Source organism: Rothia santali, from assembly GCF_024199905.1.
Lineage (GTDB): Bacteria > Actinomycetota > Actinomycetes > Actinomycetales > Micrococcaceae > Rothia > Rothia santali.
The window spans coordinates 73,238-90,068 of the sequence record NZ_JANAFB010000002.1 but is presented as its reverse complement, the minus strand read 5'-3'; the positions used below and the strand labels follow the sequence as shown (position 1 = coordinate 90,068).

At 68.4% G+C, this 16,831-nt stretch carries 15 protein-coding genes; 7 read left to right on the top strand and 8 right to left on the bottom strand.

Annotated elements, in window-relative coordinates; all coding sequences use genetic code 11:
• Window positions 1-35: 35 nt before the first annotated feature.
• The 3 genes from NBM05_RS01360 to NBM05_RS01350 all read left to right on the top strand — a co-directional run bounded on the left by NBM05_RS01360 (window position 36) and on the right by NBM05_RS01350 (window position 1,553).
• On the top strand, window positions 36-434 hold the full coding sequence (locus NBM05_RS01360; RefSeq protein WP_254164535.1) for a hypothetical protein: 399 nt from the start codon (window positions 36-38) through the stop codon (window positions 432-434).
• Between the two features lie 118 nt (window positions 435-552).
• On the top strand, window positions 553-1,206 hold the full coding sequence (locus NBM05_RS01355) for a hypothetical protein (RefSeq protein ID WP_254164533.1): 654 nt from the start codon (window positions 553-555) through the stop codon (window positions 1,204-1,206).
• 167 nt (window positions 1,207-1,373) lie between these two features.
• Entirely contained in the window at window positions 1,374-1,553 is a 180-nt protein-coding gene (locus NBM05_RS01350) for a tautomerase family protein (protein ID WP_254164531.1), read from the top strand.
• A gap of 131 nt (window positions 1,554-1,684) precedes the next feature.
• Here the strand turns inward: NBM05_RS01350 and NBM05_RS01345 are convergent, their stop codons facing one another.
• Together NBM05_RS01345 and NBM05_RS01340 are read right to left on the bottom strand one after the other, a co-directional pair.
• On the bottom strand, window positions 1,685-2,806 hold the full coding sequence (locus tag NBM05_RS01345) for a mandelate racemase/muconate lactonizing enzyme family protein (RefSeq protein ID WP_254164529.1): 1,122 nt from the start codon (window positions 2,804-2,806) through the stop codon (window positions 1,685-1,687).
• Window positions 2,807-2,890: 84 nt separating this feature from the next.
• On the bottom strand, window positions 2,891-3,991 hold the full coding sequence (locus tag NBM05_RS01340; RefSeq protein WP_254164527.1) for an alcohol dehydrogenase family protein: 1,101 nt from the start codon (window positions 3,989-3,991) through the stop codon (window positions 2,891-2,893).
• 238 nt (window positions 3,992-4,229) lie between these two features.
• On the opposite strand from NBM05_RS01340, the gene NBM05_RS01335 reads away from it, so the two are divergent.
• Complete coding sequence (locus NBM05_RS01335; protein WP_254164525.1) at window positions 4,230-4,976, top strand: IclR family transcriptional regulator; 747 nt, start codon at window positions 4,230-4,232, stop codon at window positions 4,974-4,976.
• Window positions 4,977-5,272: 296 nt separating this feature from the next.
• Window positions 5,273-6,895, top strand: a complete 1,623-nt coding sequence (locus NBM05_RS01330; RefSeq protein WP_254164523.1) for a thiamine pyrophosphate-dependent enzyme — start codon at window positions 5,273-5,275, stop codon at window positions 6,893-6,895.
• A 192-nt stretch (window positions 6,896-7,087) separates the two neighbouring features.
• Here the strand turns inward: NBM05_RS01330 and NBM05_RS01325 are convergent, their stop codons facing one another.
• Together NBM05_RS01325 and NBM05_RS01320 are read right to left on the bottom strand one after the other, a co-directional pair.
• Window positions 7,088-8,407, bottom strand: coding sequence for an MFS transporter (locus NBM05_RS01325; RefSeq protein WP_254164521.1), 1,320 nt, complete (start codon window positions 8,405-8,407; stop codon window positions 7,088-7,090).
• On the bottom strand, window positions 8,400-9,671 hold the full coding sequence (locus NBM05_RS01320) for a lyase family protein (RefSeq protein ID WP_254164519.1): 1,272 nt from the start codon (window positions 9,669-9,671) through the stop codon (window positions 8,400-8,402). The genes NBM05_RS01325 and NBM05_RS01320 overlap by 8 nt, the downstream gene beginning before the upstream one ends.
• 183 nt (window positions 9,672-9,854) lie before the next feature.
• Here NBM05_RS01320 and NBM05_RS01315 point away from each other — a divergent pair, with 183 nt between their 5' ends.
• Window positions 9,855-10,628 carry an IclR family transcriptional regulator gene (locus tag NBM05_RS01315; RefSeq protein ID WP_302183592.1) on the top strand — a complete coding sequence of 258 codons (774 nt, stop codon included), beginning with the start codon at window positions 9,855-9,857 and terminating at the stop codon, window positions 10,626-10,628.
• 467 nt (window positions 10,629-11,095) lie between these two features.
• Here the strand turns inward: NBM05_RS01315 and NBM05_RS01310 are convergent, their stop codons facing one another.
• Window positions 11,096-11,644, bottom strand: coding sequence for a hypothetical protein (locus tag NBM05_RS01310; protein ID WP_254164515.1), 549 nt, complete (start codon window positions 11,642-11,644; stop codon window positions 11,096-11,098).
• Between the two features lie 327 nt (window positions 11,645-11,971).
• Between NBM05_RS01310 and NBM05_RS01305 the strand changes: the two genes are divergently transcribed.
• Entirely contained in the window at window positions 11,972-12,208 is a 237-nt protein-coding gene (locus NBM05_RS01305) for a hypothetical protein (RefSeq protein WP_254164513.1), read from the top strand.
• 8 nt (window positions 12,209-12,216) lie between these two features.
• Here NBM05_RS01305 and NBM05_RS01300 read toward each other — a convergent pair whose 3' ends face one another.
• The 3 genes from NBM05_RS01300 to NBM05_RS01290 form a co-directional block, all read right to left on the bottom strand.
• The gene (locus NBM05_RS01300; protein ID WP_254164511.1) at window positions 12,217-13,218 is read right to left on the bottom strand and encodes a proline racemase family protein; all 1,002 of its coding nucleotides are present in this window, start codon (window positions 13,216-13,218) and stop codon (window positions 12,217-12,219) included.
• Between the two features lie 75 nt (window positions 13,219-13,293).
• A complete protein-coding gene (locus NBM05_RS01295; protein WP_254164509.1) occupies window positions 13,294-14,823 on the bottom strand; it encodes an MFS transporter in 1,530 nt (509 codons plus the stop codon).
• A 351-nt stretch (window positions 14,824-15,174) separates the two neighbouring features.
• Entirely contained in the window at window positions 15,175-16,656 is a 1,482-nt protein-coding gene (locus NBM05_RS01290; protein WP_254164660.1) for an MFS transporter, read from the bottom strand.
• Between the last annotated feature and the right edge of the window lie 175 nt (window positions 16,657-16,831).

Here is a 16,831-nt window from a genome sequence, read left to right as displayed (position 1 = left end):
GGCCGCCCCGCAATCCATACGGAGCGCAGAGATCGGTGGACGGTCTGCAGGCGCTGGGCCGGTTTCCGGTGTTCTTCTGCGCATTCGTGATCATGCAGTTCATGCCCCGGTGGTTCGACCGCTGGCCGGGCGCGGCACCGTTCCTGGCCGTCGGTGTGCCGCTGCTGCTGCTCGTGGCCGGCGGGTGGTTCTTGTGTCGGATCGATCGCGCGGCACGGGTCCGGCAGGGGTACGCGCCGCAACAGCGGGTGATCTCCCGGCCGTGGTGGGTCGTCTCGATCATCTCCGTGGTCCTCGGTGCGGGTGTAGTCGTCGCGTTCCTGCTCGCCTTCCGGCGCGACGGCGAGTGGATCACGGTCTCGGGCGCGGTGGTCTTCGCGGCGCTGACGCTCATCGGGGCGTTGCGTCTTCGACGTCGCTGGGTGGTTCCGTGAATCGCGCGATGCTCAGCGCATCAGGTTCCCGGCGAGGACGTCATGGCGAGGGGATGGGAGGATGGCTCCCGATACGATGCGCGGGTGCTGTGAGCAGCGCGAACTGGAGGAGATGTGCATGACTGATGGGACTCCACGGCACCGGGGCATGGACGAGGGGCCGGATCTTGACCGTCGGGATTGGCGGAAGGACCTCTACGGGCCGGAGCACGCCGTCGACGGATGGCAGCTCGGCGGGCAATGCGTGGCGACAGACCGCATGCCCGTGCACCGGGACCGTGACGAGTTCCGCGAGGAGCCCCGCGGGGAGCAGCGAGCGACCGACGGCTGGGACTTCCTCGGCGGCCTCGCGCTGCTGGTCTCCCTCTTCGGCGGTTCCTACGCGCTGGACGTCTGGATACGGCGCTGGCCCGAGGCGGCGCCCTTCATCGCGGTGCTCGGTGCCGTGGCCATGGTGGCCGTGATCGGCGGCCTGCTCCGCTGGATGGACCGGGCCTCCCGCGCCCGGCAGGGGATGACCCGCCGCCAGGAGCTGATCTCGGCGCGGGCGTGGACGTTCGACGTCGTCGGCACGGTGGCACTGGCGATGGCGAGCATCCCTTACCTTGCGCTCTTCATCCGGCAGGACAACTGGACGGATCTGGGCACCGCGGTGGCCTGTCTCCTGACCTCCGGTCTGTGGCTCCGGAAGGTGCTGAGGCTGAGGGGTCACCGGGTGCCGGATCCCCGAAGGCGCCGCCCAGGTGCGGCGGGCTCGGAGGGTCCCCGGTGAGGATGGTGCTCCCCGCCACCACCTCGGCCGCCGCACATCGCGGACATCGCCCTGGACCTCGGCGGAGGGTGGCGGGTTTCACCAAGACTCGACACCCCGTGTCCTAAGCTGAGCCTGAGCGCCGTCGTCTTCCGGCGCATCCACCCCTACGCAGCGGAGGCCCTCCCATGCCCCTCATTCAGATCAGCCAGGTCGCCGGGCTGAGCGACGCCCAGAAGGCCGAGGCCATCGAGGCCGTCACGCGCGCCTACGCGGACTCCACGGGCAAGAGTGCCTCATCCGTGTGGGTCGTGATGAACGACGTGCCGGCTTCTTCCTGGGGTGTCGGGGGCTCGCCGCTGGGGTGACGCCGGAACGTCACGGGCCCCGCGATCTGGCGCCTGACCTGGAAGGCCGGTCGCCATGGCCACGCGGGAGCCCCGGGGCGTCCAGTGCCCACCGCGCCGAGTCCGCAGGGCCGCCCGGTGCGCTCCCCCGGTCAGGACCAGCTGGCCACCGGCGCGCCGAGCACCTCCTCGTCGATCTCGAGCCCCAAGCCTGGTGACTCCGGCGGCAGGACGCCGCCTTCGGACTCGATGGGTTCGAAGGCGGCCGTGGTCAGGGTGACCATGTCCGAGGTCTTGAGCACGCAGCGCAGCAGCTCGGGCGGGACGGTCGCGCCGAGATGCACGATCGCAGCGTACGAGATGTCCGAGCCGACAGTGTCCTGCACGGTCATGATCAGGCCCGCGGCCCGGGCGATGTCGCGCTGGCGTCGGCTTGGGGTGAGTCCGCCCGCAGGGGTGACCTTCAGACCGAAGCCGTCGGCGGCGTCGAGCTCGATCGCGTGGATGAGATCGTCGTCGTTCGTCGCCAGCTCGTCGAGGATGAGGGGGTACGGCGACGCCTTGCGGACCGCCAGCGTCTCGCGCCACGTCGGACAGGGCGATTCGAGGACAAAGTCGAGGCCGTCGGGGAGCAGGCTGAAGAGTCTGCGCGCGGTCTCGCTGGTGAGCCCGGCGTTGGCGTCGACGAGGAACCACTCTCCGGGGCGCCTGTCCGCGAGGCAGGCGACGATGCGCTCGGCGTCGACCGCCGGCCCGCCGTCGCGGTCGTGGGTGCCGATCTTGATCGAGTGGCCCAGGTAGCCGCGCGCCCGGTGGTCCGCGACGCGGGCGCGCATCTCCTCGGGATCACCGGTGTGGATCGAGGAGATCAGTGGCATCGGGACGTTGGTCCTGCCACCCAGCAGCTCGCTCACGGGCAGGCCCGTCGACTTGCCGAAGAGGTCCCAGCAGGCGATGTCCAGCGCCGCCTTGGCGTCGTTGTGACCCAGGAGCGTCTCGTCCATCAGGCTGCTGATCCGGTCGACCTGACGCGGGTCCATCCCCAGCAGTGCCGGGGCGAGCATCTCGATGGCGGCCCGCGTGCCGGCGGGATGGGCCGCGACGTAGGTGGAGCCGAAGGGAGTGCTCTCACCCCATCCCGTGGTCCCGTCGTCGGCGGTGATGCGCACGATCGAGGCGGTGAACGTCTCGTAGGTGCGGCCGCGCGAGAGGCGGTAGGTGCCGCCCGAATAGGGCAGGGCGACCTGGAAGAGGTCGATGCTGGCGATTTTCATGACGGGCGGAACCTCTCGTTCACTCACGATGGGGGGATGGTCGATGCGGGCGCGGGCGCGGATGAGGGCGCGGCGAGGCGGAGCCTAGCCTTCGACGTCGTGCGGCGGGATCAGCACGAGCTTGCCGGGGTACTTCTTGGCGATGAAGTCCTCCTGGGCCTGGTGGATCTCGCTCAGCGGGTAGGTCTTCGAGACCAGTGGGTGCAGCCTGCCCTCGTTGATGTAGCGCACGACGTTCTCGATGACCGCGTCCTCCTGGAAGGTGCAGCCGAACAGCGAGAGGTCGTTGAGGTAGACGATGCGCAGGTCGATCTCGGCCAGCGGGCCGCCGATGGCGCCCGCGATGGCGTAGCGGCCGCCCCGGCGCAGCACGCTGAGGAGGTCGTTCACGCCCTCGCCGCCGATGACGTCCACGACGACGTCGACCGAGCGGGCGCCGAGCTCGGCGACGACGTCCGCATCGCGGTCGATCACGCGATCCGCCCCCGCCGCGCGCACCGCATCGGTCTTGCCGGCCGAGCAGACCGCGATGACCTCGGCGCCGCGCAGCTTGGCGAGCTCCACGGCCGCCAGGCCGACCCCGCCCGAGGCGCCGGTGATGAGGACCCGCTCGGCGCCGACCCCGGCCCGGTAGAGCATTCCCTCGGCGGTGGTGAAGGCGATCGAGATGGTGCCGAGCTCGGCCGGCGAGAGGTCGGAGCGGACCGCGAAGCTCTCGCTGGAGGGGGCGACCGCGTACTGGGCGAACCCGCCGTCGCAGTCGCTGCCGTAGGTCCAGCACTCGTAGGACCGGCGGTCGACGTAGTGGCGCATGAGGTTGCGGACCACCACCGCCTCGCCGAGGCGATCGCCGTCGACGTCGTCGCCGACCGCGACGATCCTGCCGTAGACGTCCCCTCCCTGAATGCGGGGAAAGCTCAGGGGGACCCCCGACCACGAGGCGTCGTCGTCGTCGGCCTGACCGGGGCCGGCCGCCGTGGAGTTGGTGTCCCCGTGGACGGCCTTGGAGTACCAGCCGATGCGCGTGTTGACGTCGGTGTTGTTCATGCCCGCGGCCTCGACCCGGATCAGCACCTCGTCGGCGCGCGGCTGGGGCACCGGCACGTCGGTGCGGTACTCCAGCTTCTCGGGCCCGCCGTGTCCGGTCAGCAGCACCGCCGCCATCGTCTTCGGTACAGCGTTCATCGTTCCGCCACCCTTCTGCTCGTTCGCGGTCCGGCCGGCCGGCCAGGACATCTGCGCTATTGTCCACTAGTCGGACATCTTGTCCGAAAAGCTACCAGTGGCGGTCGATCACGGCAAGAGCCTGAGCCCGTTTCGCTAGGATGAAGCAGACCTAGGAGGGGATCCCATCGACGAGAACGCAGCGACCGAGGGCAGCACGGGCCACGACGAGACGGTGGCGGAGGCGGCCCCGGAGCAGATGAACCGCTCGGCATTGCGTGCCTCGATGCTGCTCATCGCCGCGGGGGACCACCCCGGCGGCGCCACGGCCGCCGAACTGGCGGCGGAGACCGGGATACCCCGTCCCACCGCGTTCCGGTTGCTGCTCAGCCTCGTCCACACCGGGCTCCTCGTCCGCGAAGGGGGAAGCTTCGCGCTCGGCTGGCGCATCGCCCAGCTCGGACGGGCCGCCGACCCCTATCGCGGTCTGCTCCCACGAATTCAGGCGATCCTCGACAGGCTGGCGGCCGATGTCAACGAATCGGTCGAATACACGGTCTTCGACGGCCTGGGGTCGCAGGAGACCATTGCTCAGTCCGCCAGCGCCCGCCTGCTCGCGCCCTCGCAGCAGTACGTCGGCCGGAGCTTCCCGCTGCACGCGAGCGCCACCGGGAAGCTCCTGCTCGCAGAACTCGGGGACGAGGACGTCCGCGCCCTCGTCCCCGACCGCCTCGAGGCGTTCACGCCCCAGACGATCGTGGATCGCGCCGAGCTGCTGTCCGAGCTCGACGGCGTGCGCGCCCGGGGGTTCGTGACCCTCGACAACGAGCTCGAGGAGGGGCTCTTCGTCGTCGCGGTGCCCGTGCGCGACGGCGCGGGGACGGCCCTCGGGGGCCTTGCGGCCTCGGGTCTGGACCAGCGGATGAAGTCGACGGGCGTCAGGGTCTACGTGGAGAAGCTGGAGGCGGCGTCCCGGGAGATCGCGCGCTCCATCACCGGGTCGTGAGCACGGCGAGTCGTCCAGCCGTCTGAGGGGCAGGTCAGGGGCTCCGGGGGTTGACGAGTCGCCAGGCATCCCGGCGCGCAGGCGGCCCTCGGGCTCTCGGAGGCGAGGCTCCGGAACCTCTGAAGTCGACGACAAGGTGCCTCGCCCTGATCGCGTCGCCTCTCGACAGCGCCTCCTCGGGCGTTAGAGTGAGCGTCGACACCCGTTCCTTCACAGCCCCGCGAGCGTTCCCCTCGTTCCGCCGCATCGACCCACGACGACGACGTCGTGGCACCTCGACCCCTCAGGAGCCCCGCATGATCTCAGCCGGCCACGCCATCGTCCGCTCCCTCGAGCAGCACGGCATCGACCGCGTCTACACCGTCCCCGGGGAGAGCTTCCTCGATGTCCTGGACGGCCTCCACGACTCCTCGATCCAGACCGTGGTCTGCCGCCACGAGGGCGGGGCCGCCTACATGGCCGAGGCCGAGGGCAAGCTCACCGACCTGCCCGGCGTCGCCATGGTCACCCGCGGGCCCGGCGCCGCCAACGCCCACGTGGGGCTGCACACCGCGTGGCAGGACTCCACCGCGATGGTCCTGTTCGTGGGCCTGATCCCCTTCGAGCACCGCGAGAAGGAGGCCTTCCAGGAGTTCGACCCCAAGGCCTGGTTCCAGACCGGCGCCAAGCGCGTCATGGTCCTGGACCACGCGGAGCGCGCCAGCGAGGTCGTGGCCGAGGCGCTGTTCTCCGCCCGCTCGGGGCGCCCGGGCCCGGTGGTCGTGGGGCTGCCGGAGGACATCATCCAGCAGCAGGTCTCCCCCGAGCTGCACCCGCAGATCCCGATCGCCACCGGCGGCATGACCGTCAGCGACTGGAAGGAGCTCAAGGGCGCGCTGCTGGAGGCGGAGAAGCCGCTGTTCGTCTTCGGCGGCAACGACTGGTCCCGGCAGGCGGCCGAGGACTTCACCGGCTGGCTCGAGGCGCACGAGCTGCCCGCGGCCGCCGAGTGGCGCTGCGAGGGCACGGTACCGTTCTCCTCGCCCAGCTACATCGGCCCGCTGGGGTACGGGCGGCCGAAGCACTCGGGCCGGATCCTGGACGAGGCGGACCTGATGGTCTTCGTCGGGACCGTCCCGGGCGACGTCATCACCGGCGGGTTCACCGCCCGCCAGGACTGGGACAAGCGGAACTTCCTGGTCACCATCGACCCGGGCCTGCGCGGACGCTCCGGCCCGGTGACGCACCAGATCGTGGCCAAGCCGGACGTCTTCGTCCGGGACCTGCTGCGGATCGACCTGCCGGTCAAGGACTCGTGGAGCTCCTGGCGGGAGCGGCTGCGGGCCAAGCAGGTGGAGTTCTCGACGCCGCCCGAGCCCGCCGCGAGCGGGAAGGCCGGCATGGACGCGGTCATGGGGCACCTGATCCCGCGCCTGCCCGAGGACTGCATGGTCACCTTCGGCGCCGGCGAGCACACCAACTGGGCCCACCGGTACTTCCCCACCCACGGCTACGCCCGGATGATCTCGGCCCGCAACGGCTCGATGGGCTACTCGGTGCCCTCGGCGGTCGCGGCCTCGCTGCGCCACCCGGAGCGGCTGGTGGTCTCGATCGCCGGGGACGGGGAGTTCCTCATGAACGGCCAGGAGCTGGCCACCGCGGCGCAGTACGGGGCGAACCCGCTGATCATCGTCGCGGACAACCGGGAGTACGGGACGATCCGCACCCACCAGGAGCGGGACTACCCGGGGCGGATCAGCGGCACGCAGCTGAAGAACCCCGACTTCGCGGGGCTGGCCCGGGCCTACGGCGGGCACGGGGCGTGCGTGGAGGAGAACGGCGAGCTGGGTCCGGCCCTGGACGAGGCCCTGGAGGCGGTGCGGGGCGGCAGCTTCGCGGTGATCCACGTGGTGGTGTCGCAGCGGCAGAAGGCGTACTGACGGGGCTGTCGCGCCCGTGACGTTGCCATCGTGCAGCCCCGCGGCTCGCCACATGGCCGACCGCAGCATCCACGGAGAAGGCCACCCCGCAGGCTGACGCAGCGGGGTGGCCTTCCAGTGACGTGACCACGGCCCGTATGGTCATGGTGGTGCGGAACCGTCTGACGGACTCAGGGCACCTTTCAACCCCTCCTAGGATGTTGCCGATAGGGTCCGATTCCGGGTTTCCGGTGCGATTGCCCAGCAGGCGAGGCCCCCGATGATCAGTACCACCACGCAGGCGGCTAGGGCGGTGTTGATTCCGTACCCGGCGACCACCAGCGGAAGGAGGAAGGTGCTGCCGGCTGATCCCAGGCGGCTGGCCGCAGTTGCCACGCCCACGCCGGACGCCCGCACCTCGGTGTTGAAAAGCTCCGGCGGATAGACGAACTCGAGGTTGGCGGCTGCGGAGAGGATCAGTGCGAAGCAGGCGAAGAGGATCACCGAGATGATGGGGCTCATCGATGAGAAGACGATGAGACAGGTCAGGGCCAGGGCCCCGGCGAAGAAACTGCCGATCAGGAACGTTCGACGCGAGATCCGATCCACGATGAGCATTCCGACCACCGCGCCTACCAGAAGGAACACGTTGTAGACCGCTCCGGCCGCCAATTTCGACTCCACACCGAGGGCTTGCATGACCTGCGGGGCGAAGGTTCCCAGGGCGAAGTACGGAATGACCTGACAGACGTAGAAGATCGCACCGATGGCGGTTCTGCGCCGGTACTTCGGGGAGAAGAGCAGGCTCATCTTGCTCTGTTTCGATGATCCGAGGCCGATAGGCGCAGGCGGCACGACTCCCGGACCGGCGTGTTCGCGGACGACCTGCGCCGCCCGCTCGGTGTGCCCGTGCTCGACCAGCCAGAGCGGGGACTCGGGGATGGTGACACGGAAGAGCAGGACCACCAGTGCGGGAAGAGCGCTGATCAGCAGCATGGTCCGCCAAGCGTCCGGACCGGTGCCCGAGATCAGGAATCCGATCAGGTAGGCCATGGCGTACCCGGTGGCCCAGGCAACGGCCATGAAACTCAGAAGCCGGCCTCTGATGCGACGCGGTGAATGCTCGGTGACCATGGACTTGCTGACCACGTAGTCGGCGCCCAAGGTCAAGCCGATCAGAAGCCGGAGAGCGAGCAATTGCCAAGCCTCCTGGACCATGAACTGTGCGGCCGAGAGAACGGCGAAGATCAGCATGTCCCAGCGGAAGATGGCCTGTCGCCCGAAGCGATCGGCGATGGGGCCGGTGAATATTGCACCGATGAACAGGCCGATCAGAGAAGCGGCTCCGAGGAGTCCGATCTCCAAGGGCGTCAGCTGGAGGGCGGTGGTGGCCGAGGCGAGCACGATCCCGGTGATGCCCAGGACCACGCCATCGCTGAACTGGCCACCGGTGCCCGCGATGGCGACGCGGAGGTGGAACTTGCTGGTCGGTGCGTCCTCGTAGGCGATGGCCTGGGTGGTGTGATCAGTCATGGTTGGCCCCTCCTCGTGAGGCGCGTACAGCGCGGGTGGCTACGTCATAGCCTTCCTCGGCGGCGAGAGCCACCCAGCGGCCGAAGTCGCCCTGAGCATTGCTGTTCAGTCGATCACCGTCCCAAACGAGACCCCGAACGCAGAGTTCCGTGAAGGCATGGGCGCTGTTGGACAGGTCCTGGAGGATGCGGGTCAGCGCGTCGACGATGACCGGCTCCATGATGTTCAGCTCGAGTTCCCCGGCAGCCACGGCAGCCTCCACAGTGTGGGCGTTGCCACGAACCCGGTAGCTCAACTGCATGACGTACTCGGGGATGGCGGGGTTGACCTTCCCGGGCATGATCGAGGACCCTGCTTGCACTGTCGGCAAGGTGACTTCGGCAATCCCACCGACTGGTCCAGAAGACAGGAAGCGCAGATCGGCTGAGATCTTGGCCATCGCGATCGCCACACGGGCTCCCGACCCGGCCACCTCCGCATAGGGGTCTAGGTTGGAGAGAGACTCGAATAGATCCTCCGAGGCCTTCACGGGGTGGCCGGTCAAACGGGCGAGTTCCTGCAGGGCGAGTGCCTGGTAACCGTCGGGGGCGCCCACTCCCGTGCCCAGCACGGTGGCGCCCAAGGGGACGTTCAAGAGGCCTTCTGCCGCAGCGTTCAGGACGCGGGCGGCCTTCCGTATCGACAGGGCATGTGCTCGATGTGTCTGGCCCACCGTGAGGGTGACCGCGTCCTGCAAACAGGTCCGTCCTAGTCGCACGGTGTCATTGAATTCCTTGGCTTTGGTCTCGAAGGCTTCGGCGAGGAGATGCAGCTCCCGAACGGGTGTGTTGATCAGCTCGTGAACGGCCAAAGCCATGGCCGTGGGGTAGGTGTCGTTGGTCGACTGCGAGGCATTGATGTGGTCATTGGGATGAAGTGGGATTCCGCCGATCTGAGTGGCGCGTCGGGCGATGACCTCGTTGACGTTCATGTTCGTCGAGGTGCCCCCGCCGCCTAGTACGAGCGCGGAGGGGAAGGCATCGTCGAGCAGGCCCTCCGCCATCTCGGCGCATGCAGCCTGAATGGCGCGGACCTGGGGGGCGGTGAGGACCTCCAGCTCTCCGTTGGCCCATGCCGCGGCTGATTTCACATAGGCATAGGAACGCACCAGCTGCGGTACGTCTCGAAGCTTTCTCTCCTCGCCGGCGAAGTTGCGGACGGCAAGTTCGGTCTGAAGGCCATACAGGGTCTCGTCCTGGGTGGTCTCGACGTCGATGTCGGTCATGGCGTAGGCCTTTCTTGTGATGCATGGCACAGATGCGGGTGTGACTCTACGCCGCTCATCGAAGGATAAATTTCATTGTTGCCAGTAGAGCAACAACTTGGAGGGCCCTTGAAGCTGCCTGATCATGATCACTTGAGAATTTTCGTTCTTGATTTATCGACTCAGTATTGCTCTAGTAGCAACATGAGCACTCCGACAGCCCGATCATCCAGCGCCGCTCGTGTAGCAGCCCTTCTTCTGGCCTTCGAGGATCCGACGCGGGGGGACCCTGAGAGATCGGTCAGCGAATTGGCGCGTCACGTGGGGCGGGAGAAGAGTCAGGTTTCTCGGATGCTCAAGGAGCTTGCCAAGGCCGGACTGGTCGAGCAGTCACCTCAGACGCGCAGGTATCGGCTCGGGTGGAACCTGAGGGTTCTGGCAGCTGGCTCCGGGGACACGTTGCTCGTGCAGGCAGCGAAGCCGATGCTGCAGCAGCTGGTGGCCAGCACGGGAGAGGTGGCACTTCTGTCGGTGCAGGAGGGCCGACACTGTCTGACGGTTCTGCGCGAGGAATCCGCGCACTCTCTGCGGGCAGGAGGATGGGTGGGGCGTCGCTCTCCCCTGCACTGCACTGCATCCGGGCGGGCGCTGCTGTATGCCAGCAGCGATGACCATGTAGAGCTCATGACCGCTGAAGATCTCGACTCCAGCCGAATGAACCCGAGGGGACCGGAGAACCTCGACAGTCTTCTCGAGACGCTGCGTGTGGAACGGGCGCGAGGCTACTCCATCGCCTCCGAGGAGGTCGAGGTCGGCCTCACCTCTGTTGCAGCTCCGGTACGCAGCCCGGCTGGTGATCTGGTGGGGGTCATCAACGTCTCCGCACCGACCTCCCGGATCATCAGCAAGTGCGACAAGATCGGCAAACTGCTGGTCTCGACGTCAGGCGTCATCACGAGAAGGATGTCATTTCAATAGGACCGCACGGATAGCAGCCGATGAACTCGTGATGGCGTCGACCCCGTCTCGAGCGCCTGGCGCTTTCAGCCGGAGACCTTCCAGAACTGCGTTTCTGAAGTCGTCCCGCATGAGCGGAGTTGGTCGTCATCCCAGCCTCTTGGTGACAGTCCTCCTTGGCCTGTCATGGGCTTATCCTACGGAGGAGGGTCAGCGCTGCAGCGGGGCGATTCGGGCTACCTCTTCCTCTGCCCCAGAGGGGCGCGAGCCCGAAGGGTGGTGCCCCTGACCAACTCCGGCACCTGGGTTCGCCTCGGCCGCCCACCGCCGCGAAGGGTAAGGCCTCCACCTGGAAGCTGCTCAGCGGTCGACGCGGTGCCTAGCGGGGACCGCGGGCCGATCCGCGGTGGTGTCACGTGTCCCCGCGTGGGATCCCTCGGGCCTCTGCTGCGGGCGGTGGCGCTGGCCGGGCAGGACGCGCATCGCCGTCAGGCGGTGGTCTCCTCGGCCAGCGGGCGGCGGTAGAACCAGCAGGGGGCCTGAGGGTTCGGCGAGACCATGATCTTGCCGCCGGGAAGGCGCAGCGGCTCGTGGGGCCGGCTGATCTCGTATCCGGCCTGCTGGTAGTGCTGGGCGTCCAGGGAGGAGCAGGCGCCGAAGAGCATTCCTCCGGTGAACCCGCGCTGGGCGAGGAAGCGCTCCAGCAGGATCAGCCCGGCCAGCTCCAGGCCGGTGCCTCCCCAGCTCGGGTGCGCCGCGACGGTCAGGAACAGGTTGGGATGCTCCGCGAAGGAGCGGCCGCGCGTGGCAAGCACGGCGGCCACCAGCGACCCGCTGCGTGAGTACGCGGCCATGCCGTGGGTGCCGGGCTGCAGGGACCAGGAGTCGGCGCCCCGGACCTGCCGGCGCACCAGGTGTTCGACGGCGGGGACGTCGTGGCGCTGGATGACCCGCCAGGCGATGCCCTTGAGTGTCTGGGAGTTGTGCACGCGCTGAAAGTGCAGGCGCACGGCGGCAGGCGTGGCGGTGGAAGACATGGTCGCTCCTCCTCCGGGAATGTCGCTGACGGTGGGGCAGGAGCCCATCGCCTGCCCTCGGCGGCGAGGGCAGCGTCCCGAGGACGGTGCGACCGTCCTCCGGGCGTGAGGGGCATTTACAGTGTAAGCCGCACTCGCCTGGAAGCGTGCATCTGGGGATGGAAGGAGCGTGGCCCAACCCGGGAGATGTCCTCCCCGCCCGGGAGGCGTCCGCGGGCGGCTCGTTCCATCGACGGCGGCAGCGGTCCGTGTGGCACGATGGTGGCCACGGACGACGCCGGCCGGCTGGAGACGACGCGCAGGCCGGAGACGGATGAAGGGGCGGCCATGGAGGGAACCCCGGAGGGCACGACGCCGGAGGCGCTGGCCCGGCGATTCAGGAACATGTGCGCCCTGTACTCGGCGTTGAGCGCGCTGTGGGCGGTCATCCTGAGCACGAGCCCCGCCTGGTGGCGCCTGGGCATCCTGGGCGTCATGGTCGCCGGCGCGGTCTACTTCGGCGTTCAGGCGCGGCGCGCCGCGGCGCGCGCCCGGCGCGAGCGGGAGGACGGCGTCGCCGGCTGACGGCGTCCCTACACGGCGAACCCGGCCGGGAACGGATCGGTCGGGTCGAGCGTGTACTGGGCCGTGCCGGTGATCCAGGCGCTGCCGGTGATGACGGGGACGACGGCGTCGCGCCCGGCCACCGCGGCCCGCTCGACGAGCCGCCCGGTGAAGGTGGTGCCGATGTAGGACTCGTTGACGAAGTCCTCCTCCAGGCCCAGCTCCCCGCGCGCGTGCAGGGCCGCCATGAGCGCGCTGGTCCCCGTCCCGCCGGGGGAGCGGTCGATCCACCCCGGGTGGTTGACCAGCACGTGCCGCCCGCCGCGCGCGGTGGCCCCGGGCGCCCGGAAGTAGACGTGCTCGCACCCCGCGTTGGCCGGGTCCTCCGGGTGGACGGGGAGCGCCTGATCGTCGACGGCGGCCATGATGGCGGATCCGGCGTCGAGCAGTCGCTGCTGTGACGAGTGGTCGTCCGGGATCCCCAGGTCCTCCAGGTCGACGACGGCGTAGAAGTTGCCGCCGTAGGCGATGTCGCACCGCACCGTGCCCAGGCCGGGGACGTCGACTCGCCGATCGAGCTCGACCGGGAACGAGGGGACGTTGCGGATCGTCACCGACTCCGCTCGCCCGCCGTCCACGCGGACCTCCGCGACGATCAGCCCGGCGGGGGTGTCCAGCCGCACCCGGGTGACGGGCTCGGCCACCGCGACCATCCCCGTCTCGACCAGCGCGGTCGCCACCGCCATGGTCCCGGCCCCGCACATCGGCAGGACGCCGGTGACCTCGATGAACAGCACGCCCCAGTCGGCGTCGCCGCGGGTCGGCGGCTGCAGGATCGCCCCGGAGAGCGAGCCGTGGCCGCGCGGCTCGCACATCAGCAGCGTGCGCAGATGGTCCGAGTGGTCGATGAACCACCGCCGTCGCTCGGCCATCGTCTTCCCGGGGAAGACGCCGACGCCGCCGGTGACGACTCGCACGGGAAGCCCCTCGATGTGCGTCTCGACGGTCTGGATGAGTCGATCGGTCCTCATGCGTTCACGCTCCTTGACGAGTCGTCACTAGGGGAGGGGTGTCCCGGGCACGGAGATTCACCCGCGCCGGCAGGCTCAGGCGGACGGACCCGCCTGCCCCGGCTCGGCGGCCCTGCCCGCCTGATCCACGGCGAAGATCGGCATGGTGCTGGTGTCGATCCGCTCGTCGGAGTCCTGGACGCGGGCCAGCTTCCGTGCCTCCTCGCGGGTCTCCACCACCGGCACGGAGCCGATCAGCGGCCGCCCCGCGCTCTCCTTCATGAAGAACAGGGCCAGCAGGGCGAGCAGCGAGAAGAACATCGCGTAGAAGGCCGGTGAGTAGGGGCTCCCGGTCAGCTGCATGATGAGCTGGCTGAAGAACGGCGCCGTCCCGCCGAAGGCCGAGAGCGCCACGTTGTGGGTCAGCCCCATGTCGCCGTAGCGCGACGCCGTTGGGAACAGGGCCGGCAGCGCGCTCGCGGTTAGGGCGAGGAAGCAGGTCGCCGGGATGGCGATCATGAACATGGCCAGGTAGACCGACCACTCGGTGCCGATGTGGACCACCGCGAAGGCGGGGATCATCAGCAGCAGCGAGGAGGCGATGCCGATGCCGTAGACCGGCCGGCGCCCGATGTTGTCCGAGAGTCGCGCCATGAACGGGATGGCGATCGCGACGACCACCAGCACCGGCACCGTGGCCACCGCGGCCCCGGTCGAGGACACCCCTACCTCCGTCTCGAGGTAGGTGGGCATGTAGCTGGTGAGGATGTAGGAGATCGAGCTGTCCGCGGCGGTCAGCGCGCAGCCGATCAGCACGGCGGGCCAGTAGTTGCGGATGATGCCGGCCAGCCCGTACCGCTTGAACAGCGAGCCGTCGGGGATCCGCAGGATGACGTCCTGCTCGCCCTCGAAGGCGGGCGTCTCGGGGGTCCGGGTGCGGAACCAGATCACCACCGCGCCCAGCGGGATCGCGATCAGGAACGGGATGCGCCACCCGCCGTCGAGCATCGCGTCCTCGCCCCAGACGCTGGTGGTGACCGCGGTGGTGATGGCCACGGTGCCGGCGCCGGCCGCGAAGCCGAGCATCGACTGGCTGTTGAGGAACGACGTCGCCCACCCGCGCTTCTTGTCCGGCGAGAACTCGGAGACGTAGGTCGCGACGCCGGAGAACTCGCCGCCGGTCGAGAAGCCCTGGATCATCTTGAGAAGATACAGCGGGATCAGCGCCCAGAGCCCGATAGTGTGCGAGGTCGGCAGCAGCCCGATCAGCGCGGTCGAGATCGCCATCATCGAGATGGTCAGGAAGAGGATCTTCTGGCGTCCGAGCTTGTCGCCCAGGGGCCCGAGGATCATGCCGCCCAGGGGCCGCATGATGAACGAGACCGCGAAGCCGGCGAGGGTCACCAGCAGGCCGATGCTCTCGTCCATCCCGTGGGTGAACACCGCGGTGATGGTCACCGCGAGGTAGCCGTAGATGCCGAAGTCGTACCACTCCATGAAGTTGCCGACGCCGGCGCCGATTTGTGCGCGCCGCATCTGCTTCTTGTCGACGACGACGCAGTCCTCGGCCTCCAGCGGCCGCCCCTCCAATGAGGGCTCGGTCGTGTCTTGCACACTCTTGGTCATGCTTCTCAGTCCTCCGGTCGGTCGCCCGCCGCGAAAATGGGCGGGCGGGGCCGGGGTGCGATGCGACGCGGCGGCCGCGTCACACCCACCCCGTCCCAGCCCTGTTCATCTAGCGAACATAGGTGGTCAATAGGGATCGCATGCAATCGTAAGGGAGCTGATGAGATATTCCGAGTTCGGGCTGGGTGCGGACCACTCCAGTCGTCACCCGTTCCATTGGGCCACCCGTCCGCCGTTCAGCGGAGAACGGCCCACCTCCCCCGCATCACCCCGGGCGGAGTCGCGCCATCGGCATGTGAGCGAACACACGAAGATTGCATGTCGTGGAGAGGCTGAATTCCGGGTGGAGATTCAGCGTCGGCGCACGGTAAAGATCGGCATGGTCGTGGTGTCCACGCGGTCGTCGGCGTCCTGCCGATCTACGAGCTCCTGGGCCTCATCGCGGGTCTCCACCACCGGCACCGAGCCGAGCAGCGGCCGCCCCGCGCTCTCCTTCATGCAGAATATGGCCACGATCGCCAGGAGGGAGAAAAACATCGCGTAGAAAGCCGGCGAGTACGGGCTGCCGGTCAGCTGCATGATGAACTGGCTGAAGAACGGCGCGGTCCCGCCGAAGGCGGAGAGGGCGACGTTGTGCGTCAGCCCCATGCCGCCGTAGCGCGACGCCGTCGGGAACAGGGCCGGCAGGACGCTGGCCGTGAGGGCCAGGAAGCACGTGGCGGGAATGGCGATCATGAACATGGCCAGATAGACCGACCATTCGGTGCCTATCTGGACCACCGTGAAGGCCGGGACCATCAGCAGCAGGGCCGAGGCGACGGCGATCCCGTACACGGCCCGTCGTCCGATCCTGTCGGACAACCGGCCGACGAAGGGAATGGCGATCGCGACGGCCACCAACACCGGCACCGTGGCCACCGCCGCTCCCAGATTGGAGATCCCTACCTCGGTTTCGAGGTAGGTGGGCATGTAGCTGGTGAGGATGTAGGCAATCGAGCTGTCCGCAGCGGTGAGCGAGCATCCGATGAGCACGGCGGGCCAGTAGTTCTTGAGAATTCCGAGAATCCCGTAGCGCTGGAAGAGCGAACCCTTCGGCAGCCGGCGGGCGAGTGACTGGTCACCGCTGAAGGCGGGGGTCTCGGGGGTGCGCAGGCGGAACCAGATCACGACGGCGCCGAGCGGGATCGCGATCAGGAAGGGGATGCGCCATGCGCCGTCGAGCATGGCGTTCTCACCCCAGATGCTGGTGGCCACCGCGTTGGTGACGGCGACGGTTCCAGCACCGGCGGCGAAGCCGAGCATGGATTGGCTGTTGAGGAACGACGTCGACCATCCACGCTTCTTATCGGGTGAGAACTCGGAGACGTAGGTCGCGACGCCGGAGAACTCGCCCCCGGTCGAGAAGCCCTGCACCATCTTCAGAAGGTACAGCGGGATCAGCGCCCACAGCCCGATGGTGTGCGAGGTCGGCAGCAGCCCGATAAGGGCGGTGGCCACGGCCATCATCGAGATGGTCAGGAAGAGGATCTTCTGACGTCCGATCTTGTCGCCCAGAGGTCCGAGAATGACACCACCGAGGGGTCGGACGATGAAGGAGACGGCGAAGCCGGCCAGCGTGACCAGGAGCCCAACGCTTTCGTCCATCCCGTGAGTGAACACCGCGGTGATCGTGACGGCAAGGTAGCCGTAGATGCCGAAGTCGTACCACTCCATGAAGTTGCCGACGCCGGCGCCGATCTGGGCGCGCCGCATCTTCTTCTTGTCGACGACGACGCAGTCCTCGACCTCCAGCCTTCGTCCGACGGGTTCGTCGTCGAGGGTCGACTTTTTCATCTCTGTCACGGTGGTTTAATCCTTCTGCTTGGGTCTTGACATCATGTGCATGGTTCACGGTGGTGAGGGCATGCCTCGTGCCGTTCCGTGGCGGTGCATTTCTTGGCGGGCATCGTGGGCCGCGGGCACGGTGGTTCGGTGACGCCGGGATCCGGCGTGGACGCACGAGAGCTGA

Excerpts from the sequence above, each read along its gene's own strand:
- NBM05_RS01355 (WP_254164533.1), top strand. The coding sequence starts at position 553 with ATGACTGATGGGACTCCACGGCACCGGGGCATGGACGAGGGGCCGGAT.
- NBM05_RS01350 (WP_254164531.1), top strand. The coding sequence starts at position 1,374 with ATGCCCCTCATTCAGATCAGCCAGGTCGCCGGGCTGAGCGACGCCCAG.
- NBM05_RS01345 (WP_254164529.1), bottom strand. The coding sequence starts at position 2,806 with ATGAAAATCGCCAGCATCGACCTCTTCCAGGTCGCCCTGCCCTATTCG.
- NBM05_RS01340 (WP_254164527.1), bottom strand. The coding sequence starts at position 3,991 with ATGAACGCTGTACCGAAGACGATGGCGGCGGTGCTGCTGACCGGACAC.
- NBM05_RS01335 (WP_254164525.1), top strand. The coding sequence starts at position 4,230 with ATGAACCGCTCGGCATTGCGTGCCTCGATGCTGCTCATCGCCGCGGGG.
- NBM05_RS01330 (WP_254164523.1), top strand. The coding sequence starts at position 5,273 with ATGATCTCAGCCGGCCACGCCATCGTCCGCTCCCTCGAGCAGCACGGC.
- NBM05_RS01325 (WP_254164521.1), bottom strand. The coding sequence starts at position 8,407 with ATGACTGATCACACCACCCAGGCCATCGCCTACGAGGACGCACCGACC.
- NBM05_RS01320 (WP_254164519.1), bottom strand. The coding sequence starts at position 9,671 with ATGACCGACATCGACGTCGAGACCACCCAGGACGAGACCCTGTATGGC.
- NBM05_RS01315 (WP_302183592.1), top strand. The coding sequence starts at position 9,855 with ATGAGCACTCCGACAGCCCGATCATCCAGCGCCGCTCGTGTAGCAGCC.
- NBM05_RS01310 (WP_254164515.1), bottom strand. The coding sequence starts at position 11,644 with ATGTCTTCCACCGCCACGCCTGCCGCCGTGCGCCTGCACTTTCAGCGC.
- NBM05_RS01305 (WP_254164513.1), top strand. The coding sequence starts at position 11,972 with ATGGAGGGAACCCCGGAGGGCACGACGCCGGAGGCGCTGGCCCGGCGA.
- NBM05_RS01300 (WP_254164511.1), bottom strand. The coding sequence starts at position 13,218 with ATGAGGACCGATCGACTCATCCAGACCGTCGAGACGCACATCGAGGGG.
- NBM05_RS01295 (WP_254164509.1), bottom strand. The coding sequence starts at position 14,823 with ATGACCAAGAGTGTGCAAGACACGACCGAGCCCTCATTGGAGGGGCGG.
- NBM05_RS01290 (WP_254164660.1), bottom strand. The coding sequence starts at position 16,656 with ATGAAAAAGTCGACCCTCGACGACGAACCCGTCGGACGAAGGCTGGAG.